This is a genomic window from Ruminococcus sp. MCC718, from assembly GCF_018783905.1.
GTDB classification, from domain to species: domain Bacteria; phylum Bacillota; class Clostridia; order Lachnospirales; family Lachnospiraceae; genus Hominisplanchenecus; species Hominisplanchenecus faecis.
Genome location: NZ_WQNP01000003.1, coordinates 60,912 through 85,653, shown reverse-complemented (window position 1 = coordinate 85,653; position 24,742 = coordinate 60,912). Strand labels below are relative to the sequence as shown.

The following is a 24,742-nucleotide window of genomic DNA, read 5'->3' as shown; positions in this document are numbered from 1 at the left end:
TTATACAGCTTAAGCAACAAGATGGATAATTCCTTACTGGCTGTAAGGGATATTAACCATAAATATATTGTAGTAGAAAGGATCGTCGATTTCGACAAAAGGTAATGCTATGAAAAAGAAACCTTATGAACAGAAAATGTATAAAGAAAAAAAGAAAAAGAATAAGATCCGGATGCGGTTTGATTTTAACCGGAAAGGTGTTATTTTCTTTGCAGTTGCTGCATTTATCATCTGTGCGGTCAGCATCATCGGTACCGACATGGGCTGGATTGACCAGGGTGGTGTTGTAAGCTCCCTGAAGCGTAACTCTGCAGATGCACCAGTTACTTACGGCAAAGTTTTAAGTCAGGATGAGACAACCGAAAACGGAAAACAGGTGTGCACGCTGAAAGTCAAGATCCAGGCAAAACGTACCAAAGACCAGACCGTAGAGCAGAACTACTACAACATCATTCAGTTTGTGAAAAATAATCCGGACAAATACGATGAAATCCATTACGAAGGCGTTGCAGAAAACAGCGGCGGTGAAGAAGTAAAAGCCGTTACATTTGATGTATCAAAAGAATTGATCCAGAGTATCCAGGGCGGAACCGTGGAAGCAAAGGACATTCCAGAAAAAGCAGAGAATTTGTATATTCTTTATACCTTAACCGATGAAGCGGAAACAACGGCAGATTCCGAGACAGCCGAAACAACATCGGAAAGTGAAAGCACTTCCGAAGCAGAATCATGATACCAGTGTTATCTGCGACACCAGTAAGCTCACAGATAAAGGCTGTGATGGTGCTCCGGACTGGATCATTGAAATTGTTTCACCGGGCAGCAGGCGAATGGACTATTTTATCAAGCTGTTCAAATATCGGACTGCCGGGGTACATGAATACTGGATTGTAGATCCGGCAAAAAACTTTGTAATTGTCTATAATTTCGATACCAGTGATTCCGGACAATATACCTTTGCTGATACGATCAAAGCAGGGATTTATGAAGATTTGTATATTGATTTTAGCAAAATAAATCTGTAGATGGGTTTGTCAAGTTTTTTGTGTAAGTTTTAAGAAAAAATTTTATGGGGAGGGGAACCTCCCCGTTATTAGAGTATTATGTCAGAAAGAACTTTTTATGAAACACTTCCTGCTTTGCCTAATCACACTATTCCTCTTTTGCTTTTGTCATACTGGCGATATCTCCCACTCCATTCAATACCATTGTCGGAAGATAAGCATAAGTTTTGAGTGTATCCTTCGTTGAACATCCAGAGAGAACCAATACAGTAGACATACCACTTTCCATTCCTGAAATCACATCTGTATCCATACGATCCCCAACCATTACAGCTTCTGCTGAATGACATCCAAGCATATTCAATCCTGTTCTCATCATCAGTGGATTCGGTTTCCCACAGAAATATGCCTGTGTACCTGTTGCCATTTCAATTGGGGCAATCAATGCACGACAAGCAGGAGCGATTCCGTTCTCGATTGGTCCGGAAACATCCGAGTTTGCTCCAATCAACTTAGCTCCCTTCAGAACTAAATTCGTTGCTTTCGTTAAGGTATCCAATGAATAGGATCGTCCCTCTCCCACAACAACATAATCCGGATTTACATCATTCATTGTAATGCCAACATCATAAAGTGCATTTAAGAGACCTGCTTCTCCTATCACAAATGCTGAACAGCCTGCCGCCTGTTCCTTTAAAAAAGCGGCTGTTGCCAATGCGCTGGTGTAAAAATGTTCTTCTGGCACATCAAGTCCCATCCTTGCCAGTTTCTGATTTAATTCCCGTGGTGTATATCCACTATTATTTGTCAAAAATAAATATTCTTTCTTTTCATCATGCAACCACTGGATGAATTCTGGAACACCTGGCAATATCTGATTGCCATGATAAATCACACCATCCATATCACAGATGAATCCTTTTTTTTCATTAAAATCGATTATGGATTTTCTCATGTTCATATGCACCCTGCCTTTCTTGTTTCTTTAAAATACATCTTGCTCTTTTTATAATAAAATAAAGCGCTATTTTCTACAAATATTTTTATATTATGATGCCAGGGTCAAAAGGTCAAAAAGCCGTTCATGCTTGCATGATAAGGCTTTTGAACTTGGGACCCGCCAAACATGAGGAAGGAGTGATTTGTGTAACAAATCAACGGATTCCGAATGTTTGCAGAATTGCGGGAGCAGCTTGCTGCGGAGCAATTCGTGGACATCAGTTGGGGGCAAAAGACCTTTTGACCCCAACATCATATTATATCATCCACACATAAAATCAAATACATAGTACTGTAAAATTAAAGTAAATATTTCTATCAACAGAACCTTTTATGACAACATCTCTTTCACACAAGTACTTCGATAATCACTTGGTGATATTTTATATCTTTCTTTAAATACTCGGTTAAACGTTCTCTGACTTTCAAATCCACTATCCAGACAAATGTTTGTAATAGAATCACTCGTATTTTCCAAACGATGGCATGCATAGTTCAGCCTTGCATCGTTAAGATATTGATTAAAGTTTCTATGGAATGTTTTGGAAAAGAGTCTGGATAAAATATATTTGCTCACGCCCAGGTCTTTTGCCATCTCTTCCAGCGAAAATTTCTTCTTGAAATTTGCTGATATATAGGAAACTGTCTGGTAAATAAGATCGTTGCTCCCCACATTACTCTTTTCTACCAAATTTAATTTTCCTATGCAGCGTGCCAACACAATTTGAAGATATGCCTGTGCAACAATAATATCCGACTGTTCTGTCTCTAAAATTGCATTTATAACCCTATATACTTCCGGTTCAACCTTTTCCGCTTTGATGATTGGGTATTCAGGAGCCATGGATTGCATGATATCTGCAAATTTGGCTATCGTAAATGGCGATGCAATCAGATAAGTCGCTTTATTTACACCGGGTGTCAGTATCTGATAGTGATGAATAACATCTGGAAATACAAAGCCTATATCTCCTTTTTCCATATGGTATAGTTCCTGTCCGACACCAAGTTCTAATGATCCACTTGTTACACAAACGATCTCCAGTGCATTATGAAGATGTGGTTCAATATGTTTTGACTTCCTATTTATTGCTATAATCTCCTCTTTTGTGTCAACATATTTTAACTGCATGAAATACTCCCCTTTGCAACATTTGTCTATATCTTCTTTCGATTTGGCAAGCAATCCTTTTACACCTATCTTATAATCAATTTGTAAATAAGGAAAGGAGGAATTGCAAATGAGCAACCTAAAAAAATATCTGAATGACCTTTTAGTATTCTACACTGAATATTTTGAGCATCCTTACCATGTATAAATACTAAAAGGACTATTTTGTGAAAACTGAATATTTTCTTAAGGCCATTTCACAAAAATGAAGTGGTCCTTTTTTATTTTCAAAATACAGTTCTATCACTTTATATATAGAAAAAAGCACTGTCTCATCGAGCAATGACCAGACAACGCTTTCTCCTGTCAATTCTAATTTATGTCTGATGCATCTGTTACTTCATCTGCAGCAATTCCTTTTTCTGCTTTCAGTTTTTTATTTGCATCTTCTACATTCATTCTTGAAAGTACAAACATAATCAATACATCAAAGATTAACGGAAGCCAAAGATACATGAACTGCATCATATCAAGTGCAGACTGTGGCTGAGTTGCATTTGTTCCGACATATCCACTGAACTCAAGCATCCATCCAACAACAGCGGTTCCAATACCTCCACCGATTTTTACACCAAGAGAAGTACAAGAGTACATCGTTCCGTCAATTCTCTTTCCCTGCGTAAGATAAGTGTATTCAGAGCAAGATGCCATCATGTAATATTTGTTTTTGACAAGAAGCTTGAATGCCTGTACCATTCCATACTTTTCATTATCATTCTTTACTTCTCCTTCATTAAGTTCTTCCTCCGGAAGTTCCTTAACAGAAAGTGCTGAAATCGTATTTATGACCAGACCAATGATTGCATAGATAATAGCAACCGTTCTCCATGCCGCAGCATCTCCACCACATTTATCTACAAATCCAACTGTAATCGCCTGAATCAGAAGACTTGTTGAAAATGCAAAAATAAAACGGTAAGATCCCATCTGTACACGCTCTTTGCTGTTCTTTGTAATCAGTGACGTAAGTGCTGAATAAGCAATATTGTTTGCTGTATAAAACACACTATTTAACAGTGTATAAGAAATAAAGAACCATGCATATTTAGCCGTTGTTCCCAAACTCACCGGTACTGCAAAGCAGCCGATCAGCGTAATGGCACAACCAATATATCCGTATAGCATCCAGGGTTTCGCTTTTCCCATTTTACTGTGTGTTTTGTCAATCATTGATCCGAAAAATATATCCGTAAAACCATCAAATAGTTTTGATACGGCAATCAGGGTACCCACGACACCTGCAGCAAGTCCTACCGAGTCCGTCAGATAGACCATCATAAAAGATGTCAGGAACGCATAGACTACATTACCTGCAATATCACCTGATCCGTATCCAATTTTGTTATACCATTTCAAATACTTTTTTTCTTCCATCGAATTTCTTTGCTCCTCATCTTCATCGCACTTAGAATTTCAAGATGTCTAACAGAGTATGATGTCTAATTCTAGTTTTTTCTCTGTTTTTGTCTGATTGCTCTGTATATCCGGACTTTACATAACAATCAGACTCTCTTTCCTTGTTTACGGGTTACATGAAACTTTATTATCCCTTTATATATGGTATCAGTGTAAACTGGAACCGAAATAATACATCATCAAATCGGTACTGCTCCAATACAACTGGACCACAACTGTTAGAACCAATGCCATTTAATGCGTAGTCAACACAGAATACTACACTATCTGATTCTATTAATTCATAATTATGCGTTTTCTTCTCAAGTTCTTCCTGTGTATAATAAGAAGCATTGAATGAAAATGCCTTTTCTGCGGATGCCACAATTCCATATCGGCTGTTGTTAAGCTCTACATATTCACAATCATAATGGCTTCCATTTTCCTGTGGACGGATATAGTCCTCATGTAAATCCCCTACATCTGCCCGGTACAAACCGTGGCTCGCAGCCTGATGTTTATCACAATAACTTTCCTGTGGTCCCATTCCAAAGTATCTTACAGCTGAAAGTTTTTTATCTAGGAACATCCTCACACCAAATCTCGGAAGATCCGGGAATTCATCGTCTTTTGTTACTGCAATATCTGCATCAATCTTTCCAGCAGCTTCTATTTTCCATGTAATCGTCACATCAAGAATCTTCTGTACTGTCTCTGCCACAACGGAAGCATGGCTTGTAATCTTCACACCATGTTTTCCCTGTACAACCTCTGTCGTATAGGCTCTTGTGTAAGCCTTATCATAGTGGGCTTTCTTCCATTCAGACTTGATGTACATATCGTTATCTGTTGGAGCTCTCCAAATATTTAATTCCATCGGGTGGTTCAGATATTCCCGCCCTGCGAATTTCATCTCTGTAAAGAGTGCAGTACGTTTGTCTATGGTATAAGCAAATTCACGCCCCTTGATATGAATCTGTGTATCATTTTCATTTACCTGTAATTCAGAGTCCACCACTGTTTTTGGTATCCATTTCTCTGCAAGTTTACATTTTGTATCCTCTTTACTTACCTCAATTTCATCAAATCCAAGAATATGGTCTTCATCTAACAGTGGCAATTCTTTTTTCAGATGGTAAATAAGTTTTAAATAACATTTCCCATTCTCTGGAACATTGATCTTCAGGTTTGTTTTTCCTTCCCCGTGTGGTGCCACAGAAAACTCCGGAAGTATGCCTTTGCTGATCACAAGACCATCCTGTGTCAGCTCATAACTAATCTTTACATAATCTTTCAAGTCATCAAAATCCATGTAGTTATGAAGCACCAGTTCTCCGCTTTCTTTGTTATAGGAAATAACTCTTGCCGGGCGATAAACATTCTTGTATTCCAAAAGTCCTGTATGTACCGTTCTGTCCGGATATACTAATCCATCCATACAGAAGTTGCCATCATGAATTTCTTCGCCATGGTCGCCCCCATAAGCATATATAGTCTTTCCATTCTCAGCAGTTCCATGAGCAATCGCATGGTCACACCATTCCCAGACAAAGCCGCCGCACATTTTATCATTATTCTGAATCATCTGGAAGTAATCTTCAAAATCTCCAGGTCCGTTTCCCATGCTGTGACAGTACTCTACCAAAAGGAAGGGTTTGCTTCCATCTTTATCCAGATATTCCTGAATTTCGGAAAGTGCTGGGTACATCCGGCTGTACACATCCAGATTGCTGTAATCATATGTTTCATCATAATTACGGTATCTTGCACTCTCATATTGTGTGATACGGTCTGGATCAAAATTCTTTGTCCATTCCAGTGCTTTTTCAAAGTTGCAGCCATAAGCACTCTCATTTCCCATTGACCACATGACAATACAGAAACGGTTTTTGTCACGTTCCACCATGAGTTTTACGCGATCAACGATTGCCTCTTCCCATACCGGATCATCTGCAATCTTCTCATTCCATCGTTTGAACCGATTGTAATCAGTGTCTTCTTTTCTGTAGATCATAAATGGACCATGAGCTTCAATATCTGCTTCATCTATTACCATGAATCCATACTTGTCACACATTTCATAGAAAAATGGTGCGTTCGGATAGTGGCTGGAACGGATCGCATTAAAATTATGCTGCTTCATTAACGTAAGATCGGTTGTAATCTGTTCCGGATTGATTGTAAATCCAGTAACCGGATCAGAATCATGTCGATTGACACCACGGAATTTAATCTTCTGTCCATTTAAATAAATAACCTGGTCTTTAATCTCTATCTTTCTTAATGCAATGTGATCTACAATTACTTCATTCTCTGTTTCAAGAATCAGTTTATATAGATATGGATTTTCTGTATTCCAAAGTTCCGGACTTGCGATTTCTAATACAGCTGTTCCTTCTTCAGCAATACTTCCTAGTGCTACAACTGCTCCGTTTCTATCTTCAATCGAAATTTTTACATTTAACGGAGAGTAGAATTTCATTTCAATTTCTACTTTCGCAAGCATATCCTCAATTCTTGTTTTAATATGATAATCACTGATTGCCTGTTTTGGGCGTTTCAAAATGTACACATCCCGGAAAATACCACTCATACGGAATTTGTCCTGATCTTCCAAATAGGAACCATCACACCACTTCATTACCAACACTGCCACCGTATTCGTTCCATCCTGAAGTATATCGGTAACATCAAACTCACTGGTCATATGCGAAACCTGGCTGTATCCTATGTAAGAGCCATTGATCCATACGTAAAAGCAACTGTCTACTCCTTCAAAGTTCAAAAAAGATTTTGGCGCTTTCTCATCTCTACTGTACTCAAAAGTATGTACATAGGCTCCACACGGAATGTCCTGTGGCACATATGGTGGATCAAACGGAAATGGATACCGGATGTTTGTATACTGGTGTGTATCATATCCAGCCATCTGCCATACACTTGGAACCTGAATCTCATCAAAATTTTCTGTATCATAATTCTTCTCAAAGAAAGAATCCTGAATGTCATAGATGCTGTTAAAATACTGGAATTTCCAAGTTCCATTCAATAACTGCATACGATCTGACTCTTCTCTGTGTTCCACCAAGTTATCCATTCTTCTGGATGCCGGAATATAATAGGCTCTGGCTGGCATTGTGTTTTCGTGCAGTACGCTTAGATTTTCATAATAACGTGGTACGATCATAAATAGCTCTCCTCCAATATATATACTTTTTTGTTCTTTGTTTTCCTAAAGCAAACCTTATACTTTACTTTTTGTTTACGTTCCTTAGTTATGCTATATATAGCTTATCCTAATTCGCAAAATATGTCTATGAATTGGATTAGACAAAATATGCACTAAATGATACAATGATAAAAAGTACGAAAAGAGGTGCTGTCCTATGTATTTGAACACCGGTTATTTGAACCACTCACATATGGATTTCAAAGACAAAAGTCGTCCGCTGATTGTCGGTAGCTGTGGTACTTACCGTCTTTCCAGACATCCCAAACTTCCGACCTACCGTCCAAGGGGTCGTCTGGATTATCAGATTATATATATCACTGCTGGTTGTGGGCATTTTCATTTTGATAATGTAAATAATGAAACGATTGTTCCAGCCGGCAACATTGTACTGTACAGACCGAAAGAACTCCAAAAATATGAATATTACGGAGAAGATAAGACAGAAGTATACTGGATTCACTTCACAGGAAGCAATGTGAAAAATATCTTACATCAATATGGGTTTCCGGATAAAGAACGTGTCTTTCAAGTGGGTACATCTAATGAATATGAACAAATTTTCAAACGTATCATTATCGAGCTCCAACGCTGTCAAGACAATTATGAGGAAATGCTTGTCCTTTTGCTACGTCATCTTCTGATCAGTTTCCACCGGGAACTGACAAGAGAGCACATATTAAAAAATGAATACCTTGATCATGAGATGGATAATGCTGTTACCTTTTTCAGTGAAAACTACAATCAAAATATCAATATTGATGATTATGCTGCCTCACGAGGCATGAGTGTCAGCTGGTTTATCCGAAATTTCAAAAAATATACCGGTTCTACACCAATGCAATTCATTGTGGGAATCCGCATCAACAATGCTCAGATGTTACTTGAAACAACAACTTATTCCATCAATGAGATTTCTAAGATTGTCGGATATGATAACCAGCTTTATTTCAGCCGGCTTTTTCACAAGCTGAAAGGATATTCGCCAAGAGAATACCGAAAAATAAGAAATAGGTTATGAAATCTATAATGTCATAAAAACTAAATGTCAAAAAAGGATGCCAACGAATCAAAGCAGATTACGTGACATCCTCTTCTTTTTATTAGTGCTATTTTATAAATTCAACCGAATAGTAATACATGTACTCATTATCTGTATCTATATGCTCCCTTGCAATATCCTGTATTGGCAACGAGCTTAACCCTTTTTCTCCATAAATCAGTGCTGCTAATCCTTGCTCTGTTCCATACTCTATCTTGCATTTGTTTTCAATAGTCGTTGCTGATCTTCCATAATATTTCCTGTTTTTAACTCCCTCCAAAATTGATATTTCTGTCATATATTTTGAATATTTATCTGCTGCGATGAGCTTTGCAGTAAAATTATCAAAATCCGGTGTAATGACAATCAATCCATTTACAATAAATACCGAACATATAGATATTTTTTATCGCAGCAAAAATGCACAAAAAAAGGTGTAGCCCTGTGTTACCAGAGTTACACCCAATGTTCGATTATTTTTACACAAGTTCTCCGATCAGATCGTATTCTGCGGAACCTGTGATCTTTACTTTTACAAAATCGCCGGACATCAGCATCTCGCTGGTGTTGACAAAGACATAACCGTCAATATCCGGGGAGTCGGCATAGGTTCTTGCGACATATGCCGGTTCGTCTGCTACTTTTCCCTCAATCATGGCATATAAGGTACGTCCGACCATATCGGCTGCTTTATCAAAAGCGATCTCCTGCTGAAGCTCGAGGATCGCATCTCTTCGCTCTTCTTTTATTTCCTCCGGGATCTGATCCGGCATAGAGGCTGCCGGTGTGTTTTCTTCCGGTGAATAAGCGAAGACGCCAAGGCGTTCGAACTCCATCTCATCGACAAATTCCATCAGTTCTTCATGCTGCTCCTGTGTCTCTCCCGGGAAGCCGGCGATCAGCGTGGTTCGCAGAACAATATCCGGAATCTCTTTTCGAAGAAGGGAAACGGTTTCTTTTAACTGTGCTTTTGTCGTGCGTCTTCCCATGCGTTTGAGAATGGCATCGCTGGCATGCTGGATCGGCATGTCCAGATAGTGACAGACTTTTTTCTCATTCTTGATTGTCTCGATCAGTTCCGGATATATCTCTTCCGGATAGCAGTACAGGATACGGATCCAACGGATACCTTTGATCTTGGCAAGTTCCTTGAGCAGAATATGCAGAGACTTTTTGCCGTAAAGATCCACGCCGTACAGTGTTGTCTCCTGGGCAACCAGAATCAGCTCTTTTACACCTTGCTCTGCAAGCGAAGCGGCTTCTGCAAGTAACTGCTCCATCGGGACGCTGCGGTAATTGCCGCGAATCTTCGGGATGATACAGTAGGTACAGTGCTTGTCACATCCCTCTGCAATCTTCAGATGTGCATAATGCCCGCCTGTTGTCAGAATACGCTTGCCGGGTACGGACGGAAGCCGGTCAAGATCATCTACATCCAGAAAATGAGAACCTTTTAAAGCCTGATCTACTGCATCAAAAATCTCATCGTACTTGGAAGTACCGATCACCGCATCGACTTCCGGTATTTCATCGACAATCTCCTGTTTATAACGCTGTGCCAGACAGCCCGTTACAATCAGAGCCTTGCACGGACCGGTCTTTTTATATTCTGCCATTTCCAGGATCGTGTTGATGCTTTCTTCTTTAGCATCATTGATAAAACAGCAGGTGTTGATGATGATAATATCCGCATCGTCTTCCGTGTCCGTCATCTCAAAGCCGCGGTCAGCGAGGATGCCAAGCATCACTTCCGAATCAACCAGGTTTTTGTCACAGCCAAGAGAGATAAATAAAATTTTCTTATTCTTCATCTTCACCGCTCTCATCTTCAGCCAGGATTTTGATCTTTCCTTTATCTAATTCTTCTACTGCGATGGACAGCGGTTTTTTGCCGTCGCTATATACCAGTGCCGGTGCACCGTCGATCAGTTCTCTGGCACGTTTTGCCGTTGCCATTACGATAGAATAGCGGCTGTTTACGACAGGTGTTTCGCCTTCATTTACCTCACTGTTTGCAACTTTCATTAAGTCTGTGTAAGATGGATGTAACATAAAATCATTCTCCTTTCAAAAAGCAGTTCATATCCTGCTGCAGTTCTTTGATAAATGCTGTATTGTGGGATTTCTTACAGTGTGCACTCTGTATCAATTCGTGCACCTGTTTCACACAGGTATCCAGATCATCATTTACAATAATGTATTCATAAGAGCCCATTTCCTGGGCTTCCTGTGCTGCACGTTCCAGACGGTCATGGATGACATCGGCTGTTTCCGTGCCACGGCCAACCAGACGTTCTTTTAAAGTCTGTGCATCCGGCGGAACCAGAAACAGCATCAGAGCATCAGGGTATTTTTCTTTTACTTTTAAAGCCCCCTGGATCTCAATCTCCAGAATCACATCTTTTCCGGCATCTAACTGTTCCTGTACATATGCTTTTGGCGTACCATAGTAATTTTCAACATATCTGGCATGTTCGATAAAAGAGTCTTCTTTTATCATCTGTTCAAACTCTTCTTTGCTCTTGAAAAAATACGACACCCCATCTTCTTCTCCTTCACGTGGTTTTCGTGTTGTTGCGGAAATGGAAAGTGCGTAATTATCGTAATCGGAAAGAAGACGTCTGACAACGGTTCCCTTTCCTACTCCGGAAAATCCGGATAAAATAATCAGAATGCCTTTTTTATTCATAAACTGCCTCCTTGAGCCTCTCGTTCCTGAAATGCATCTTTTTGTGAAAAACGTTTTGCGATCGTGTCCGGCTGCAGTGCCGACAGAATGATATGGTCTTCCTGCGTGATGATCACAGCCTTGGTACGTCTTCCCTGTGTGGCATCAATGATGCGTCCCTCTTCTCTTGCATGGGACACCAGACGTTTGACCGGTGCTGCATCCGGGTTGATGACTGCCACGACTTTGGCGGTATTGACTGCATTGCCAAACCCGATATTGATCAATCCTGACAATCGTATCCCCCCTATTCTATATTCTGGATCTGCTCTCTTACTTTTTCAATCTCTGTTTTCAGATTGATCGCAAGATTGGAAGTTTCCAGGTCGTTTGCCTTGGACAAAATAGTATTTGCCTCCCGGTTCATTTCCTGGGCTATAAAGTCCAGTTTTCTGCCGATGCTTCCGCCGGTTTGCAGTGTCTGTTTCATGCTCTCGATATGGCTGTGCAGACGAACCGTTTCTTCATCCGTGCAGATTTTGTCTGCATAAAGAATCACTTCTGTTGCGATACGGCTCTCCTCGAGCTGTGTGTCACTAAGCAGTTCTTTTACTTTTTCAGTCAGTTTGGTGCGATATGCCTGAAGAATTTCCGGGGAACGTTTTTCAATCGCTGCCACATCGGTAAGCATACCGTCCAGTTTTTCAATCAGATCCAGCTTCAGATTTTCCCCTTCCCGGATGCGGGATTCTACAAACTGCTCGCATGCCCCACGAAGTGCTGTTTCAAGGACTGCCCAGATCTCCTGTTCATCTACCGGCTGCTCTTCCATTGTGAAAACTTCCGGACTGCGTCCGATCACGGAGGCACGGATATCATTTGGCAGATCAAATTTTTTCGAAAGCTGCTGATAATATTTTACATACTCTGCTGCAATGTTCTCGTTGTATTTCAAAGAGACATTGGTTTCTGTGAAATCCTCATAAGTAATAAAAATATCAACTTTTCCACGCTGTATATATTCTTTGAGAAGATTTCGAATAGCAGATTCAAAAATACTGAGTTTTTTCGGCATTTTGATGTTGGAATCAAAATAGCGGTGGTTGACGGACTTCATCTCAACCGTAAACTTGCGGTCGCCCTGGTGATTTTCATATCTTCCAAAGCCTGTCATACTTTTTATCATAATTATATTCGCTCTTTTCTTTCAAAATTGCGGCATAGAAAGCCATACTATTTTTATTATAGTCGAAAGCGTCGGAAGCGTCAACCGAAAAACAAAGAAAAATAAGACGGAGAAAACAGATTTTGTTCTCTCCGTCTCTTTTTCCGGAAGATATGCTTTTAAAGCATATTTCTATTTTTTAATAACCGCTTTCTTTGGAAGTCCAGCTTTTTTCAGCATTCTTGTATATTTGGAAAGTTTTTTGGAAGGTACGCTCACTTTTGCTTTTGAATTGATCTTGCTGAAGGCCTTGCTTCCGATGGATGTGATTCCATTTGCCTTTTTCATATTGATACTTGCAAGTTTTCGGCAGTTTGCAAATGCACCTTTTTCAATCTTCTTCACATTACTTCCGATTGTAATTTTCTTCAGATACTTGCAGCCTTTGAATGCGTTTTTGCCAATCTTGGTTACTTTATAGGTAACGCCATTGATCTTCACTGTTTTTGCGATGGTCACAGAAGTAACTTTTTTGCCTTTTTTGCCTCCGACACCAACAACAGCTGCTGTTTTTTTCTTTGTATCCAGAACACGGTAAGTCACATTCTTGCTTACTTTCTGAACAACGGTCGGTTTTTCCGGTGTAGATGGTTTTTCTGTCTGTCCAGGTGTAGCCGGTGTTTCCGTCTGGTTTGGAGTAGGTGGTGTCTCTGTTTGTGACTTCTTAAGACCAGCTTTTGCACTCTGGAGATTTTCCAGAAGTGTTTTCAGTTCTTCTGCACTTGTTCCTTCGGATGCTGCTTTTGCTGCTTCGTATGCTTCCTTGAACGCTGTCCAGCTGTCTTTTGTGTAGGTACCGTCTGCATTACCAGCTTCATAGATATTCTTATTCTCCGCTTTATCTACTTCCGCTTTCAGTGTTTCTTTTGCTGATTCTACGGCTGCATTTTTCAGACCCGCTTTTGCACTCTGGAGATTTGTCAGCAGTGTCTTCAGTTCTTCTGCACTTGCTCCTTCGGATGGTGCTTTTGCTGCTTCGTATGCTTCCTTGAACGCTGTCCAGCTTGCACTTGTATACGTTCCATCTGCATTTCCTGCTTCATAAATACCTTTTATGCTGCTGTCATTTACCGCTTCATTCAGTGCTTCCTGAGCTTTTGTTACTTCCTGTTCTTCTTCATTCAGAACCTGATGGATATGGAATTCGCTTGCAGTAGCAAAACCATTGCTTCCCTCTTTTGCAACAAATTTGATATATCTTGCATCAACTGTGTTGAATTTTGCGGTCTTTTCTTTTGTATCAGATGCCCATACACCATCTGTTACAACCTGTGTCCAGTCATCACTTTCTGCTTTCTTGACATACAAATCATAGCTTGTGATATATCCGTTTGCTCCTCCGGACTGTCTTGGAACATAAGTCAGTTTGTTGATCTTATATTCTTTGCCCATATCTACGGTAAAGGTTGCCGGAAGTGCTTTTATGGATGGTGAGTACTGGCTGTGCCATAAGGTGCTGGTATCTCCGTCAAATGCATTGGAGATCGGACCGTCGCTGCCCTCTGCCGGATTCTGCTCGTTATCACAGGTGAAGCTGAAATCCGTTGTAGGGATGATGCTGTCATCCTGATCGTTTGTCAGTTCGATTTCATCGATCAGACCATTGAAACTGTTTCCAGTCGTGCTTCCGATGTATTTGATCGGGATGTTTAATGTTGCAAGACGGTACTGTGTACCAAGCTTTGTTGCAGTATCCATAACAGCCGGAATAGCTGTATCAGAATCGTTTACATACAGTTCTGCTTTGTCTTTGTAGCCTTTGATCGTCAGATGTACCCATTCGTCTTCCGGAAGTGTATAGTCAAAGGAATAATCATAACCTTCTCTGGAATATCCGACTTTTCCGGTATTCTTCTGAACGGCTTTGATCGTGTAATCACCAAGTGTGGAAGAACCTTCAAACAGAACTTGTTCATTAGAAGAGCCTCCTGCTGCCTTTTTCACCCAGAAGGAAAGGCTGGTTCCTGCCGGAGATTTGTCAAGCGGTGTTTCAATGTAGGTATCACTTTCCATAGATAGGGCTTTGCCGACTTTTCCTTCTGTGTAAGTTGCATGTTCAGCAGACACTGCATTGTATTTGTTCTTGGAAGCATCACTTCCGTCTTCTTTGTTAAAATTGTATTCTGCGTAAGTACTTCCCGCACTCTCAATTTCATGATACGGATTGGTGTTCGGAGCAGTGGAAACTTTTGCAGTGGTTGCTTTTACTTCGTTGTATGTCTTTGTGCCTTCGCCCCAGAGTTTTTCACTCAGTGCAGACATCGGCTGGTAGATACGGTCAAAGACATCATAGTCTGTGACACCGTTTCCTCTGGTATCGATGGAGTCATTCCACAGTGCGTAAGCACCACCGATCATCTGCGGATCACCGGCCGGAATCGTTGTATTTAAATTACCGCTTTTAAATACATTCGGTTTCCAGTTTGCATAGAGGCTTGCAGCATTCAGATAATCTGCATAGTATCCTGCTGCCGGAACGATATATACATTGGAGTCCAGAGAGTTGATCAGTTCAAAGCCAAGATTGTACATTTCCGTAGGATCTGCCCAGTCTTTGCTCCATACATTGATCTCCACACCATCGCCGCGGACTTCTGTATCAGACTTGATTCTGGTAAGACCGCCCCACATACGCATTTTTCGGTTTTTGGACTTCATATAATCATCCATTTCATTTACAAAATTGCGGTACAGGGTTGCATCGTCTTCGTACTCATCCGCACCGATATGTACGGTTGTCTGTTCATCGAAAACAGGATTTTCTCCATCAATATAATCGGAGAAGATATTTTTTGCCAGCTGCGTGGATTCCGGTTTGGAAAGATCCAGATGATCTGTCAGTGGACGTTTCCAATTGCTGGAATTCATTTTCTTTAAAGCACAGTTCTGGAATGTTTTTGTAAATGCCAGTGCGTGTGCCGGTACATCGATTTCCGGAACGATATTGACACCGATCGTTCTGGAATCTTTGATCAGGCTGCGGAACTGATCTTTTGTATAATACAGATCGGTTGCTGTCGCAGTTTTACCTTCATCATTTTTTACAGAAGATTCCAGACGGAAAGCAGCGTAGGCCTTTGTAAAGCTGTTCTGCATCGTAGTCTCCGCATTGGTATCCCAGTAGTCCTCAAGGAAGATCAGGTTATCATTCAGATGTACCTGTAAGTCATTCATCTTGTACCAGGACATTGTTGCCGCAACATCTTTTACGGTCTGAAGCTCGGTTGCTTTTCGTCCGACATCCAGGATCACACCTCTGACTTTGTATTTTGGATAGTCTCTGGTTGTTCCTTTCGGAATCGTCGTTTTGTTCTGCTTCAGAATCTGCAGGAAGGTTCTGGTTGCCCAGTAAGCACCTGTTGCAGTCTCGGATTCTGTTTTAATGGAATCTCCGATCTGTGAAAGATAACCTTCGTCTTTCAGGCCTTTTCCTTTTGCTGTCAATGCAAAATAAAAATCTCCTGCTTTCACATCGCTTTCACTTCCATATACAACGGAAATATCGTTTCCGACAATGTCTTTATAATCTGCTGCAAATGTTTCTGCCATGGAAGAAAGTGTATCTTTGTCAGCAGCATTGATCACGATGCGTGAGTTTTTCGAGATGGTGAAATTGCCGGTAGCACCTGCCCACTCTGCCAGTTCCGGAAGAACGGCAGGTTTTGCATTCTCATCTGCGGTCGCTGTATGCGTTCCAGGAACGGTGATTGCAATCTCTTTTTTTGTTACCTTGTTGTTCTGATCGGTAACTTTAAATTCAACAGAAACGGTCTTATCTTCCAGAGGCTGATAAATGGTTCCGTCTGTGTCGATGATCTGTTCATAGTCTGCATAGGCTTCTACTTTTCCGCCCTCTACGGTCGGAAGATTCAACTTTTTGTCTCCTGCTTTTACAGTCAGATTGTTCAGAGCATCCCAGACTTCACTGCCGCTGCTCTGTTTTTCTCCATAAACTTCAAATTCATAGATGGAAACTGTTTTCCAGGTAATGCCTTCTGCGGTTGGGTTAAACGTATTGATGCGGACACGGATATATCTGGTCTGCACCGGATTATCCAGATTGATGATCTGATCTTTTTCCGCAGGAGCAGAAGTAAAAGTTTTTACCGCTTTCCATGTGCTTCCGTCTTCGGAAGTTTCGATTGCATAATTGGTTGGATTTCGTCTCTCCCAGGTGATGATAACACTGTTTACAGTCTTGACTTCACCAAGATCCATGGCCAGCCAGTGCGGATTGCTCTCACTTGCATCACGTTCTTCACTTGCCCAGCGGGAAGTTTTTGTTGTTGCATCTCCGTCTTTTGCCTTTTCCGGACCAAATGCCGATGTTTCACTTCCAGATGCGGTTGCTGTTGCAGTCAGTGCATAATTCACAGAAGCTGCCTTTACTGTACCAATTGCCGATGCCGGCAACAGGCTGAATACCATAGCACCTGAAAGCAAGAAACTCATGATTTTATGTCTTGTTTTCATTTTCATTCTCCCTTCTTTAGAAAATAGACAATACCAGAAAAATAGTTTTGCATAATTCAAAACGGTTTTTGTTTAATATGCACAAACTATTCTCAGATAAGCATAGCATATTTTTGACTTTTCCGTCAAGCTGTGACCGTATTTCTTTTTCTTTTTGTACTATACGGATCATTTCTTTTGATAAACAGCTTTTTTGCTGATCCCGGCTTTTTGCAGATTCTTTTTCAGTTTTTTCAATGTCCTTGCAGAAATTTTTTTGGGTACGGTTATCTTTATCTTTCTGGAAGTACCTGCCAGTGCTTTTGCTTTGATTTTTATGGATTTTGTTCCCTTAAGTGTAATATTCTTTAAATTTTTGCATCCGGAAAAACTGTTTGCACCGATGGAAATGATATTTTTTCCGATAGTCAGAGTGATGATCTTTTTGTTGTTTTTAGCGGCATTTTTCCGGACGGAAGTAACTTTGAAAGAAAATCCGTTGATCTTCACTTCGGATGCAATGGTAATCTTGCGTTTTTTGCCGGTTATTTTCGTTACTTCCGCTGTTCCGCCTTTTGCGGAAGTTTTTGTAACAGTATAGTGGACACCATTTAATTTTTTCACACTGCCAACAGAAGGAATCTTTTGCGATGGTCTGGTGTTGCCGCTTTCCGGTGTTTCCGGTCTGTCAGATACAGAAGGTATCCTGTTTTCCGTATCCGGTGTTTCCGGTTCCTTTCTCTTTGGCTTTTCTGTTACAGTTACTTTGCATACAACTGTCTCATTGCTGCCAAATTTTACCTGGATCGTTGCACTTCCGGCACTGTGTGCGGTCACAACACCCCTTTCATTTACCGTTGCCACGGAAGGATCACTGCTGACAAACGTTGCTTTTCCGCGGTCTTCCGGTGTAAGGGAAGTGTTTCGAAGAAACACTGCCTGATCCCCGACTTTTAAATTCAGGGTTTCTTTGTCTTTCTGATTTTCAAGCATGACATCTGCAAGAGCGATCTGTTCTGATCCGTTTTTGCCGTCTGCACAGAATTTTAAAATCTTTACGCCGGTGATATCCAGATAAACGGAAATGGCATTGTCACTTCCATTAAATGGAACAGAAGTGTAAAGCAACGTTCCGTCGCCGTAAATCTGTACTGATGCATCAGAAGTTCCTTTTTTATTCATACCGATCCATAAGGAGAGTGCATCGCTGTTCAGCCCTGAGATATCCCAGACGGCAGTATCACCGGATCTCATGCCAATTCCCTTTTCAAAGGTTCGTTCTTTTTCGTTTGTTTTCAGTGTGATCGCTGTCCCGTCGGCATTTGCGTTTTCTTTTACCGTGTTTCCATTTTCGTCAGGCGTCTGATAAAGATCACTGAGATACGTATGTTTGTCGTAGATACTGTATTTTTCATAAAGAGAAAACTGAGCTGCGGAAATATAGGTATCTGCAGGGGTTCCGGCCGTGGAAAGTGCACGGATGCGGATTCTTCTTACATCTGCAAGATCCAGAGAAACACTTTTTTCTGTCCGGTTATTTGCCCAGGTATTGTCTGCCAGAGGGATAATCTGGAAATCATCACCATCTTCTGTCTGACTGTAGGAAAGTTCATATTTCAAAATAATTCCGTTATTATTTCCGGTCTGTCTTGGAAGGTAAGTCAGTTTTCCGATATCCGTCTTTTGATCCAGAAGAATGGTGTAGGTATTGTTTTTATTGCCGGCAATATCTGCTTTTGTGCCGTTTCCATAATTGCTGTGCCATATAGTATCTTTTTTTCCGTCAACGGCCAGAGAAGCTTCTTCTCCCGGATGTTCACTGTCAGCACTTCCTTTTAAATGCTCCGATGCGATCTGTGTGTAACCATAAGACACTTCCGGTTTCTGCCCGATCAGAATACCGTAGCTGTTCCGATAATTGTCTGCTGCTGCCTGATCCAGTTTTTCATATGCAAGCAAAAGTGTTGTCTTTTCATTATGATATTTTTCTGAATCGGCGATCTCAGCCTTTGTGATATGGCTCATCAGAAAGGCAGAATACTGTTCTAAACTTTGCAGATAAACCTGCATCTGTTTTTCTTTGCTCCAGTCGTCCTGCATCAGGCCTTTGTCTGTCATACGGTAAGTGGCAGTCTGGTCAGCTGCTGCAAGCTGATATTCTTCTAAAGACTCGCCGGTGTAGGAGCTTACAAAACGCTGTCTTCCTCTTGCCTCTCGGTGATAGAGAATCAGCGTGGAACCTGTTTTAAAATCGATCTCAAAGTTTCCGCCATCTGCTTTTTCATTCGCCTGCAAAGACTGGTTCAAAAGCTCATTTCCATCCGGATCAAGTACACGGATGCTGATGTAAGTACCATCCAGATAAAAATGCGGTGTGGTACTATTCACCGTCCAGGTCAGTTTTTGCATGTTTGTATCAATCTTGACGGATGCTACGGATGCATCCCCAAGGCCAAGCATCTGAATCTGCATATCGTCTGCCAGCGGATTTCCGGTTTGTCTGGTATAGGAGACTGTTTTTGATACGTTTCCGGCGGATGCGATCAAATATTCGTTATCGTACTGATAAGCGGTTTCCTTTGGCAGCGGCATCTCAAGTTCATAGATACCGACCGGAAGTTCCAGCTGTATTTCACCTGAAGAAACAATCACTTCTTTTACAATCTTGCTGCCGTTTTTGATCCGGATCGTTTTGCCTTTGATCTGTGTCAGATCATCGATCTGAATATTCAAACGGACTTTGCTGGTATATCCGGTATCTGCCAGGTCATCGGTGCTTACCAGACTGTAGATGCCGTCCAGTCCAAGTGCTACCCTTGTTTTCTCACACGCAGCATCGTCCGGGATCAGTTCCTTGAGATAATAGATCATCGGCTTGTCCATCGCATAGACCTGATCGGCAATCCTTCCTGACGGGAGGATATGCCAGGATGCAAAGTAAGGAAGCACGTTATAATCCAGGCTGTCCAGACTTTCCGCAAGGGCGTCGGATGATCCCATTTTTTTGCCGGTTTTATAATAAACTTCCCGGTAATGAGAATGCATTGCGGAAACAGCCTGCTGCGGACCGAGTTTGTCCATGAGGTTGGTAAACATATAAAGGCTTACGTTGTAATGCCATGGATCGGATACAATATCGGCAAACGTATTGCTGGAAGCAAGGCTTTCTTTCATGCGGTTTCCAAGCTGTGCATAACGTTCACTTTTTGTGCCGGAAAACTCACCGAGCAGCCAGCCAAAGTCTTCAGCCGGTCGGTAAGTTGGCTCAAAATAATAACCGAGGATGTTGTTGGTTGTCTCTACGAACGGATTTTCCTGTGATGCGATCGCACCTTCATATCCATGACCAAATTCATGAAGCGAAATCCAGTCTTTCACCAGATAAGTCTGAAGACTTTTTCCGTTGTAGGCACTGTGGTCGGTCGTATAATAGGCCTGTCCGGCACCATGAGCATTTGCTTTGATGAAAAATTTCGCCCGGATATCCTGATTCCACGGATCTTCTGCATAATAGTCAAGACCGGAATAAGCATCGTACTGTTTTACAAAGGATGCATACCAGTCCAGCATTTCATCCAATGTTTTGAAACGGTAAACTTCTTTTTTGTTGCCATAGGAAGAGTTCAGAATGTTATTTCGGTCACAGATCGGAACAAGGAACGTTGCGGCACTTCCCTCTATGATCGCAAATGGTGCCTGGCTTTTATCCCAAGAATCAAAAAATGCCTGCTGGGAATCTCCGTAGCGATAATATGGGATTTCTTTCAGATCGTCGGTCCATCGGTATTCGATAACCGGCTGAACGGCCGTATTTTTCGGTGTTGTGATAAACGGCACGCTGTCGGCACTTTCTTCTCCATTATCACCGGTGAACGTATTGGATAAAGTCACCCAGCTGCCATCTTTTGGAATGGTCGCGGAAGACTCTGTCTGCGAATCATCGTTTTTAAACTGAACAGTAAGATCCTGCTGAAATTCCTCTGCATTGACGATACGGATCTGAAGACTGCTCCCATGCGGCATCCACAGTCCGAGATTCTGACGGTCGTGATAATAGCCGCGGTTGAACCCGATCCCGGTCAGATGTGATGCATCCGGAAGTGTATACAAAATACGCTGAATGCTTTTCTCTTCTTCAGATGCATTTCTATCCAGCACCGTAACCTGCGTATCGAGTGCAGCAGTATGCTGATCCGAATCGGTTACACTTCGGGAGAGCACATAAGTTCCTGTTTTGGACGTATTGACACTTCCGCTGCTTTTGATCACGGACGTAAGATCGCCGTCCTCCTGGTCATCCGCAAGCATACGCTCCCAGTTCTGATCAGAAGTTTCTCCCTGATAAACCCAGGTTTTTGTGACACCGGAAAGCTGAGGCATACGATAGGCATCATCCATCGCTTCTGCTTTTGTTCCAAGCATCAGAAAAGCTGTTACAGCTGTCATGGCAGCCAGTTCCCACTTTTTCTTTTTCATATAAATAATATCCTCCTGTTTTTGTTTTCTTTGTCACTTTTCCCTCTTCAAAAGCACAAAGGATTTGTCTGATTTTAACATATGCTGTCATGGTATAGCAAGCTTTTCCAAAGAAATATTGTTCTTCTCCCGATAAAATGTTATGATAGTAAAAAATGTCGGGATCAAAAGTCAGAAACATCAATGTGCTTGCACAGGAGCGGTTTATGGCTTTAGGATCCGTACGGCATCTTTTGACTCAAACGTCTTAATATTCAGAAAGTGAGGAAATTGATATGGCACTTGACGGAACCGTCATCTCCTGCATGGCATGGGAACTGAACCATGCTCTTGCGGGCGGAAAAATCAACAAAATCGCACAGCCGGAAAAAGATGAGCTGATGCTTACTATAAAAAATAACCGTAAACAATACCGTCTCCTTGTTTCTGCCAGTGCGAGCCTTCCGCTGGTCTATCTGACAGATCAGAACAAGACCGGTCCTATGACTGCCCCGAATTTCTGTATGCTGCTGCGTAAGCATATCGGAAGCGGACGCATCCTCAGGATCTGGCAGCCTGGCATGGAACGTATCTTAAATATGGAGATTGAACATTTAAATGAACTGGGTGATATCTGCCGCAAGCTTCTGATCATCGAGCTGATGGGCAAGCACAGCAATATTATTTTTTGCCAGGAGGACGGCATGATCCTGGACTCCATCAAACATGTCTCCGCACAGGTCAGCTCCGTGCGTGAAGTCCTTCCGGGGCGGATGTATTTTATCCCGGAAACGCAACATAAGTACGATCCACAGACGATCACAGAAGAAGAATTTTTCAGCAGTGTCTGCCAGAAGCCGATGCCGCTCTCAAAGGCGATCTATACAACTCTGACCGGTATCAGTCCGCTGATTGCCGAAGAACTCTGCCACCGCAGCAACCTGGAGTCGGATCAGAGTGCAAATTCTTTTCAGGAGATCGAGCAGATCCACCTTTTCCATACCCTGAAACGGATGATGGAGGATCTTGAAACCCATGCTTTTACGCCGAATATTGTCTATGACGGAAAAGTTCCGCTGGAATATGCAGCCTTTTTGCTTACACAGTATCAGGACATGCACACGGAAACTTACGATACGATGTCAGAAGTCCTGGAAAGGTATTATGCGGAAAAGAATACGATCACACGCATCCGCCAGAAATCTTCCGATCTTCGCCGTATCGTCCAAACGGCACTTGATCGCAGCCGTAAAAAATACGATCTTCAGAAAAAACAGTTAAAGGACACGGAAAAACGAGATAAATTCCGCATTTACGGAGAACTTTTAAACACGTATGGATATGAAGCAGTACCTGGAAGCAGGGAACTTTCCGCAGTGAACTATTACACCGGTGAAACGGTAAAAATACCGCTCGATCCGACACTGACTGCACAGGAAAACGCCAAAAAATATTTCGACCGTTACGGAAAACTGAAACGTACCTACGAGGCACTGGAACATCTGATTAAAGAGACAAAAGAAGAGATCCAGCATCTGGAATCCATTTCCACAGCTCTTGATATTGCCCTGAATGAAGAAGATCTGGTACAGGTCAAAGAAGAACTGACACAGTACGGCTACATCCGCCGGAAATACACCGGAAAGCGTGTGAAGATCACATCAAAACCGTTCCACTATCTTTCTTCGGATGGTTATGATATCTATGTCGGAAAAAATAATTATCAGAACGAAGAACTGACCTTTAAATTTGCCACCGGAAACGACTGGTGGTTCCATGCAAAAGGTGCCCCGGGATCGCATGTCATTGTGAAAGCAGGTCAGGGGCTGCCGCCGGACCGTACCTTTGAAGAAGCCGCAAGGCTGGCTGCCTGGTATTCCAGCCACCGCGGTGCAGACAAGGTGGAGGTTGACTATGTCGAGAAAAAACAGGTGAAAAAAGTAAACGGCGGAAAACCGGGTTTTGTGATCTATCACACCAATTATTCCATGGTGATCGATTCTGATATCAGCGGTATCCGACAGATAAAAGAAAAATAACGCAAAAAAAGAAGCACTGCTGCATAGCTACTATGCCTCGGTGCTTCTTTTTCCAAAAAACAGTAACGGAATACTGATCAGAAACGGCAGATAATACGTTGCCATGCGATACAGGATCATTGCTGCACCGCAGACGGACTTTTCTGTCATAGAGCCAAACAGCATCAGAAAGACCAGTTCCGTCGAACCTGTGCCGCCGGAACTTGGGATCACTCCGATCAGCAGCTGCATGACGGATGAAAAAGCCAGACATTCCAGAACAGAAAGTGGCAGCCTTTCTCCGGTAACTGCAAAGATGGAAACCGCAGGAAGTGCATACAGACAGGTCATTTTTACTGCATTTCGAAAAATCAGTCCTATCCACTGCTGTTTATCTTTGATTACCACACTCCCGACTCTGGAAAAATCTTCCATCTGTGCAATTCCGGCTTTTGCCTTTTCTTTGATTTTTTCTTTTTTAATATGATCGCTGCAGCGAAGCAGCCAAGGTGCAAACTTCTGATTGATGCAGAACATGGTCAGAAAGAGCAGTATAGCAAAGCTGACCCCGAATCCTGTCAGCAGATAATTTTTCTCCAATCCCGAAACCTGAAAAAGAACCGTATGAAAAAAACAAAGCATCACTGCTGCATAGAGTACAATCGTCAGCTTATGTGATACATACTCCATCGTCAGGATTCCAAATGATTTCCCTGGTTTGATCTGGCTTTCCTGATACAGATCATAGATCTGGGCCGGTTTCGTCCCCGCCGCAAAGGTCGTAACATTAAAAAACACCACCATATATGCCAGGCGGATGGCCTGCCACAAGGTACATTTTTCACGGTTTTTCACAATCATATAATGAAGTACCCAGCCATCCAGCAGTATATAAAGATTGCCGAAGATCACAAGGATCAACAGGGCTTTTTTGTCTGCCTGGAAAAGCTGGGTTTTGATTTCACCTAAGGAATCATGAAAAATCAGGTATAAAACCAGTATCAGAAACAATGTTGCCAGAATGGCTGTTATAAAATGTTTCTTTTTATTTTTCATATCCAAAATCTATGCTGTAAAAACAGCT

17 protein-coding genes are annotated in these 24,742 nt (G+C 41.8%); 4 read left to right on the top strand and 13 right to left on the bottom strand.

The genetic code is table 11. The features are described from left to right. The first annotated feature begins 109 nt into the window (after positions 1 to 109). A complete protein-coding gene (locus GPK60_RS00775) occupies positions 110 to 733 on the top strand; it encodes a hypothetical protein (RefSeq protein WP_215658666.1) in 624 nt (207 codons plus the stop codon). Next, positions 705 to 1,025 carry a Uma2 family endonuclease gene (locus GPK60_RS00770; RefSeq protein ID WP_022118796.1) on the top strand — a complete coding sequence of 107 codons (321 nt, stop codon included), beginning with the start codon at positions 705 to 707 and terminating at the stop codon, positions 1,023 to 1,025. The genes GPK60_RS00775 and GPK60_RS00770 overlap by 29 nt, the downstream gene beginning before the upstream one ends. Before the next feature lie 127 nt (positions 1,026 to 1,152). Here GPK60_RS00770 and GPK60_RS00765 read toward each other — a convergent pair whose 3' ends face one another. The 4 genes from GPK60_RS00765 to GPK60_RS00750 form a co-directional block, all read right to left on the bottom strand. Next, entirely contained in the window at positions 1,153 to 1,965 is an 813-nt protein-coding gene (locus GPK60_RS00765) for an HAD-IIA family hydrolase (protein ID WP_215658665.1), read from the bottom strand. A gap of 369 nt (positions 1,966 to 2,334) precedes the next feature. Then, positions 2,335 to 3,135 carry an AraC family transcriptional regulator gene (locus tag GPK60_RS00760; protein WP_215658664.1) on the bottom strand — a complete coding sequence of 267 codons (801 nt, stop codon included), beginning with the start codon at positions 3,133 to 3,135 and terminating at the stop codon, positions 2,335 to 2,337. Positions 3,136 to 3,486: 351 nt separating this feature from the next. After that, positions 3,487 to 4,548, bottom strand: a complete 1,062-nt coding sequence (locus GPK60_RS00755; RefSeq protein WP_215658663.1) for an MFS transporter — start codon at positions 4,546 to 4,548, stop codon at positions 3,487 to 3,489. Positions 4,549 to 4,717: 169 nt separating this feature from the next. Beyond that, positions 4,718 to 7,756, bottom strand: coding sequence for a glycoside hydrolase family 2 TIM barrel-domain containing protein (locus tag GPK60_RS00750; protein WP_215658662.1), 3,039 nt, complete (start codon positions 7,754 to 7,756; stop codon positions 4,718 to 4,720). A gap of 199 nt (positions 7,757 to 7,955) precedes the next feature. Between GPK60_RS00750 and GPK60_RS00745 the strand changes: the two genes are divergently transcribed. Then, positions 7,956 to 8,819 carry an AraC family transcriptional regulator gene (locus GPK60_RS00745; protein ID WP_173865816.1) on the top strand — a complete coding sequence of 288 codons (864 nt, stop codon included), beginning with the start codon at positions 7,956 to 7,958 and terminating at the stop codon, positions 8,817 to 8,819. 88 nt (positions 8,820 to 8,907) lie between these two features. On the opposite strand, the gene GPK60_RS00740 is transcribed toward GPK60_RS00745, so the two are convergent. The 8 genes from GPK60_RS00740 to GPK60_RS00705 form a co-directional block, all read right to left on the bottom strand. Next, positions 8,908 to 9,210 (bottom strand): hypothetical protein, encoded by a 303-nt coding sequence (locus GPK60_RS00740; protein ID WP_252191249.1) that lies wholly within the window; start codon positions 9,208 to 9,210, stop codon positions 8,908 to 8,910. A gap of 109 nt (positions 9,211 to 9,319) precedes the next feature. Next, positions 9,320 to 10,651: a 30S ribosomal protein S12 methylthiotransferase RimO gene (rimO, locus tag GPK60_RS00735; RefSeq protein ID WP_173865817.1), complete on the bottom strand. Its 1,332-nt coding sequence runs from the start codon at positions 10,649 to 10,651 to the stop codon at positions 9,320 to 9,322. Continuing rightward, complete coding sequence (gene rpoZ, locus GPK60_RS00730) at positions 10,641 to 10,892, bottom strand: DNA-directed RNA polymerase subunit omega (RefSeq protein ID WP_022119388.1); 252 nt, start codon at positions 10,890 to 10,892, stop codon at positions 10,641 to 10,643. Before rpoZ ends, rimO begins: the two co-directional genes overlap by 11 nt. Before the next feature lie 4 nt (positions 10,893 to 10,896). Further along, positions 10,897 to 11,529, bottom strand: coding sequence for a guanylate kinase (gmk, locus tag GPK60_RS00725; protein ID WP_022119387.1), 633 nt, complete (start codon positions 11,527 to 11,529; stop codon positions 10,897 to 10,899). Continuing rightward, positions 11,526 to 11,804, bottom strand: coding sequence for a DUF370 domain-containing protein (locus GPK60_RS00720; RefSeq protein WP_022119386.1), 279 nt, complete (start codon positions 11,802 to 11,804; stop codon positions 11,526 to 11,528). The genes gmk and GPK60_RS00720 overlap by 4 nt, the downstream gene beginning before the upstream one ends. Positions 11,805 to 11,815: 11 nt before the next feature. Then, positions 11,816 to 12,694 (bottom strand): YicC/YloC family endoribonuclease, encoded by an 879-nt coding sequence (locus GPK60_RS00715; protein WP_147631512.1) that lies wholly within the window; start codon positions 12,692 to 12,694, stop codon positions 11,816 to 11,818. 171 nt (positions 12,695 to 12,865) lie between these two features. Next, positions 12,866 to 17,206 (bottom strand): discoidin domain-containing protein, encoded by a 4,341-nt coding sequence (locus tag GPK60_RS00710; RefSeq protein WP_215658661.1) that lies wholly within the window; start codon positions 17,204 to 17,206, stop codon positions 12,866 to 12,868. A gap of 168 nt (positions 17,207 to 17,374) precedes the next feature. Beyond that, positions 17,375 to 21,661 carry a putative mucin/carbohydrate-binding domain-containing protein gene (locus GPK60_RS00705; protein ID WP_215658660.1) on the bottom strand — a complete coding sequence of 1,429 codons (4,287 nt, stop codon included), beginning with the start codon at positions 21,659 to 21,661 and terminating at the stop codon, positions 17,375 to 17,377. Positions 21,662 to 21,936: 275 nt separating this feature from the next. Here GPK60_RS00705 and GPK60_RS00700 point away from each other — a divergent pair, with 275 nt between their 5' ends. Beyond that, entirely contained in the window at positions 21,937 to 23,679 is a 1,743-nt protein-coding gene (locus tag GPK60_RS00700) for an NFACT RNA binding domain-containing protein (protein ID WP_147631515.1), read from the top strand. Positions 23,680 to 23,709: 30 nt separating this feature from the next. Here GPK60_RS00700 and GPK60_RS00695 read toward each other — a convergent pair whose 3' ends face one another. After that, positions 23,710 to 24,714: a lysylphosphatidylglycerol synthase transmembrane domain-containing protein gene (locus GPK60_RS00695; protein WP_252191251.1), complete on the bottom strand. Its 1,005-nt coding sequence runs from the start codon at positions 24,712 to 24,714 to the stop codon at positions 23,710 to 23,712. Between the last annotated feature and the right edge of the window lie 28 nt (positions 24,715 to 24,742).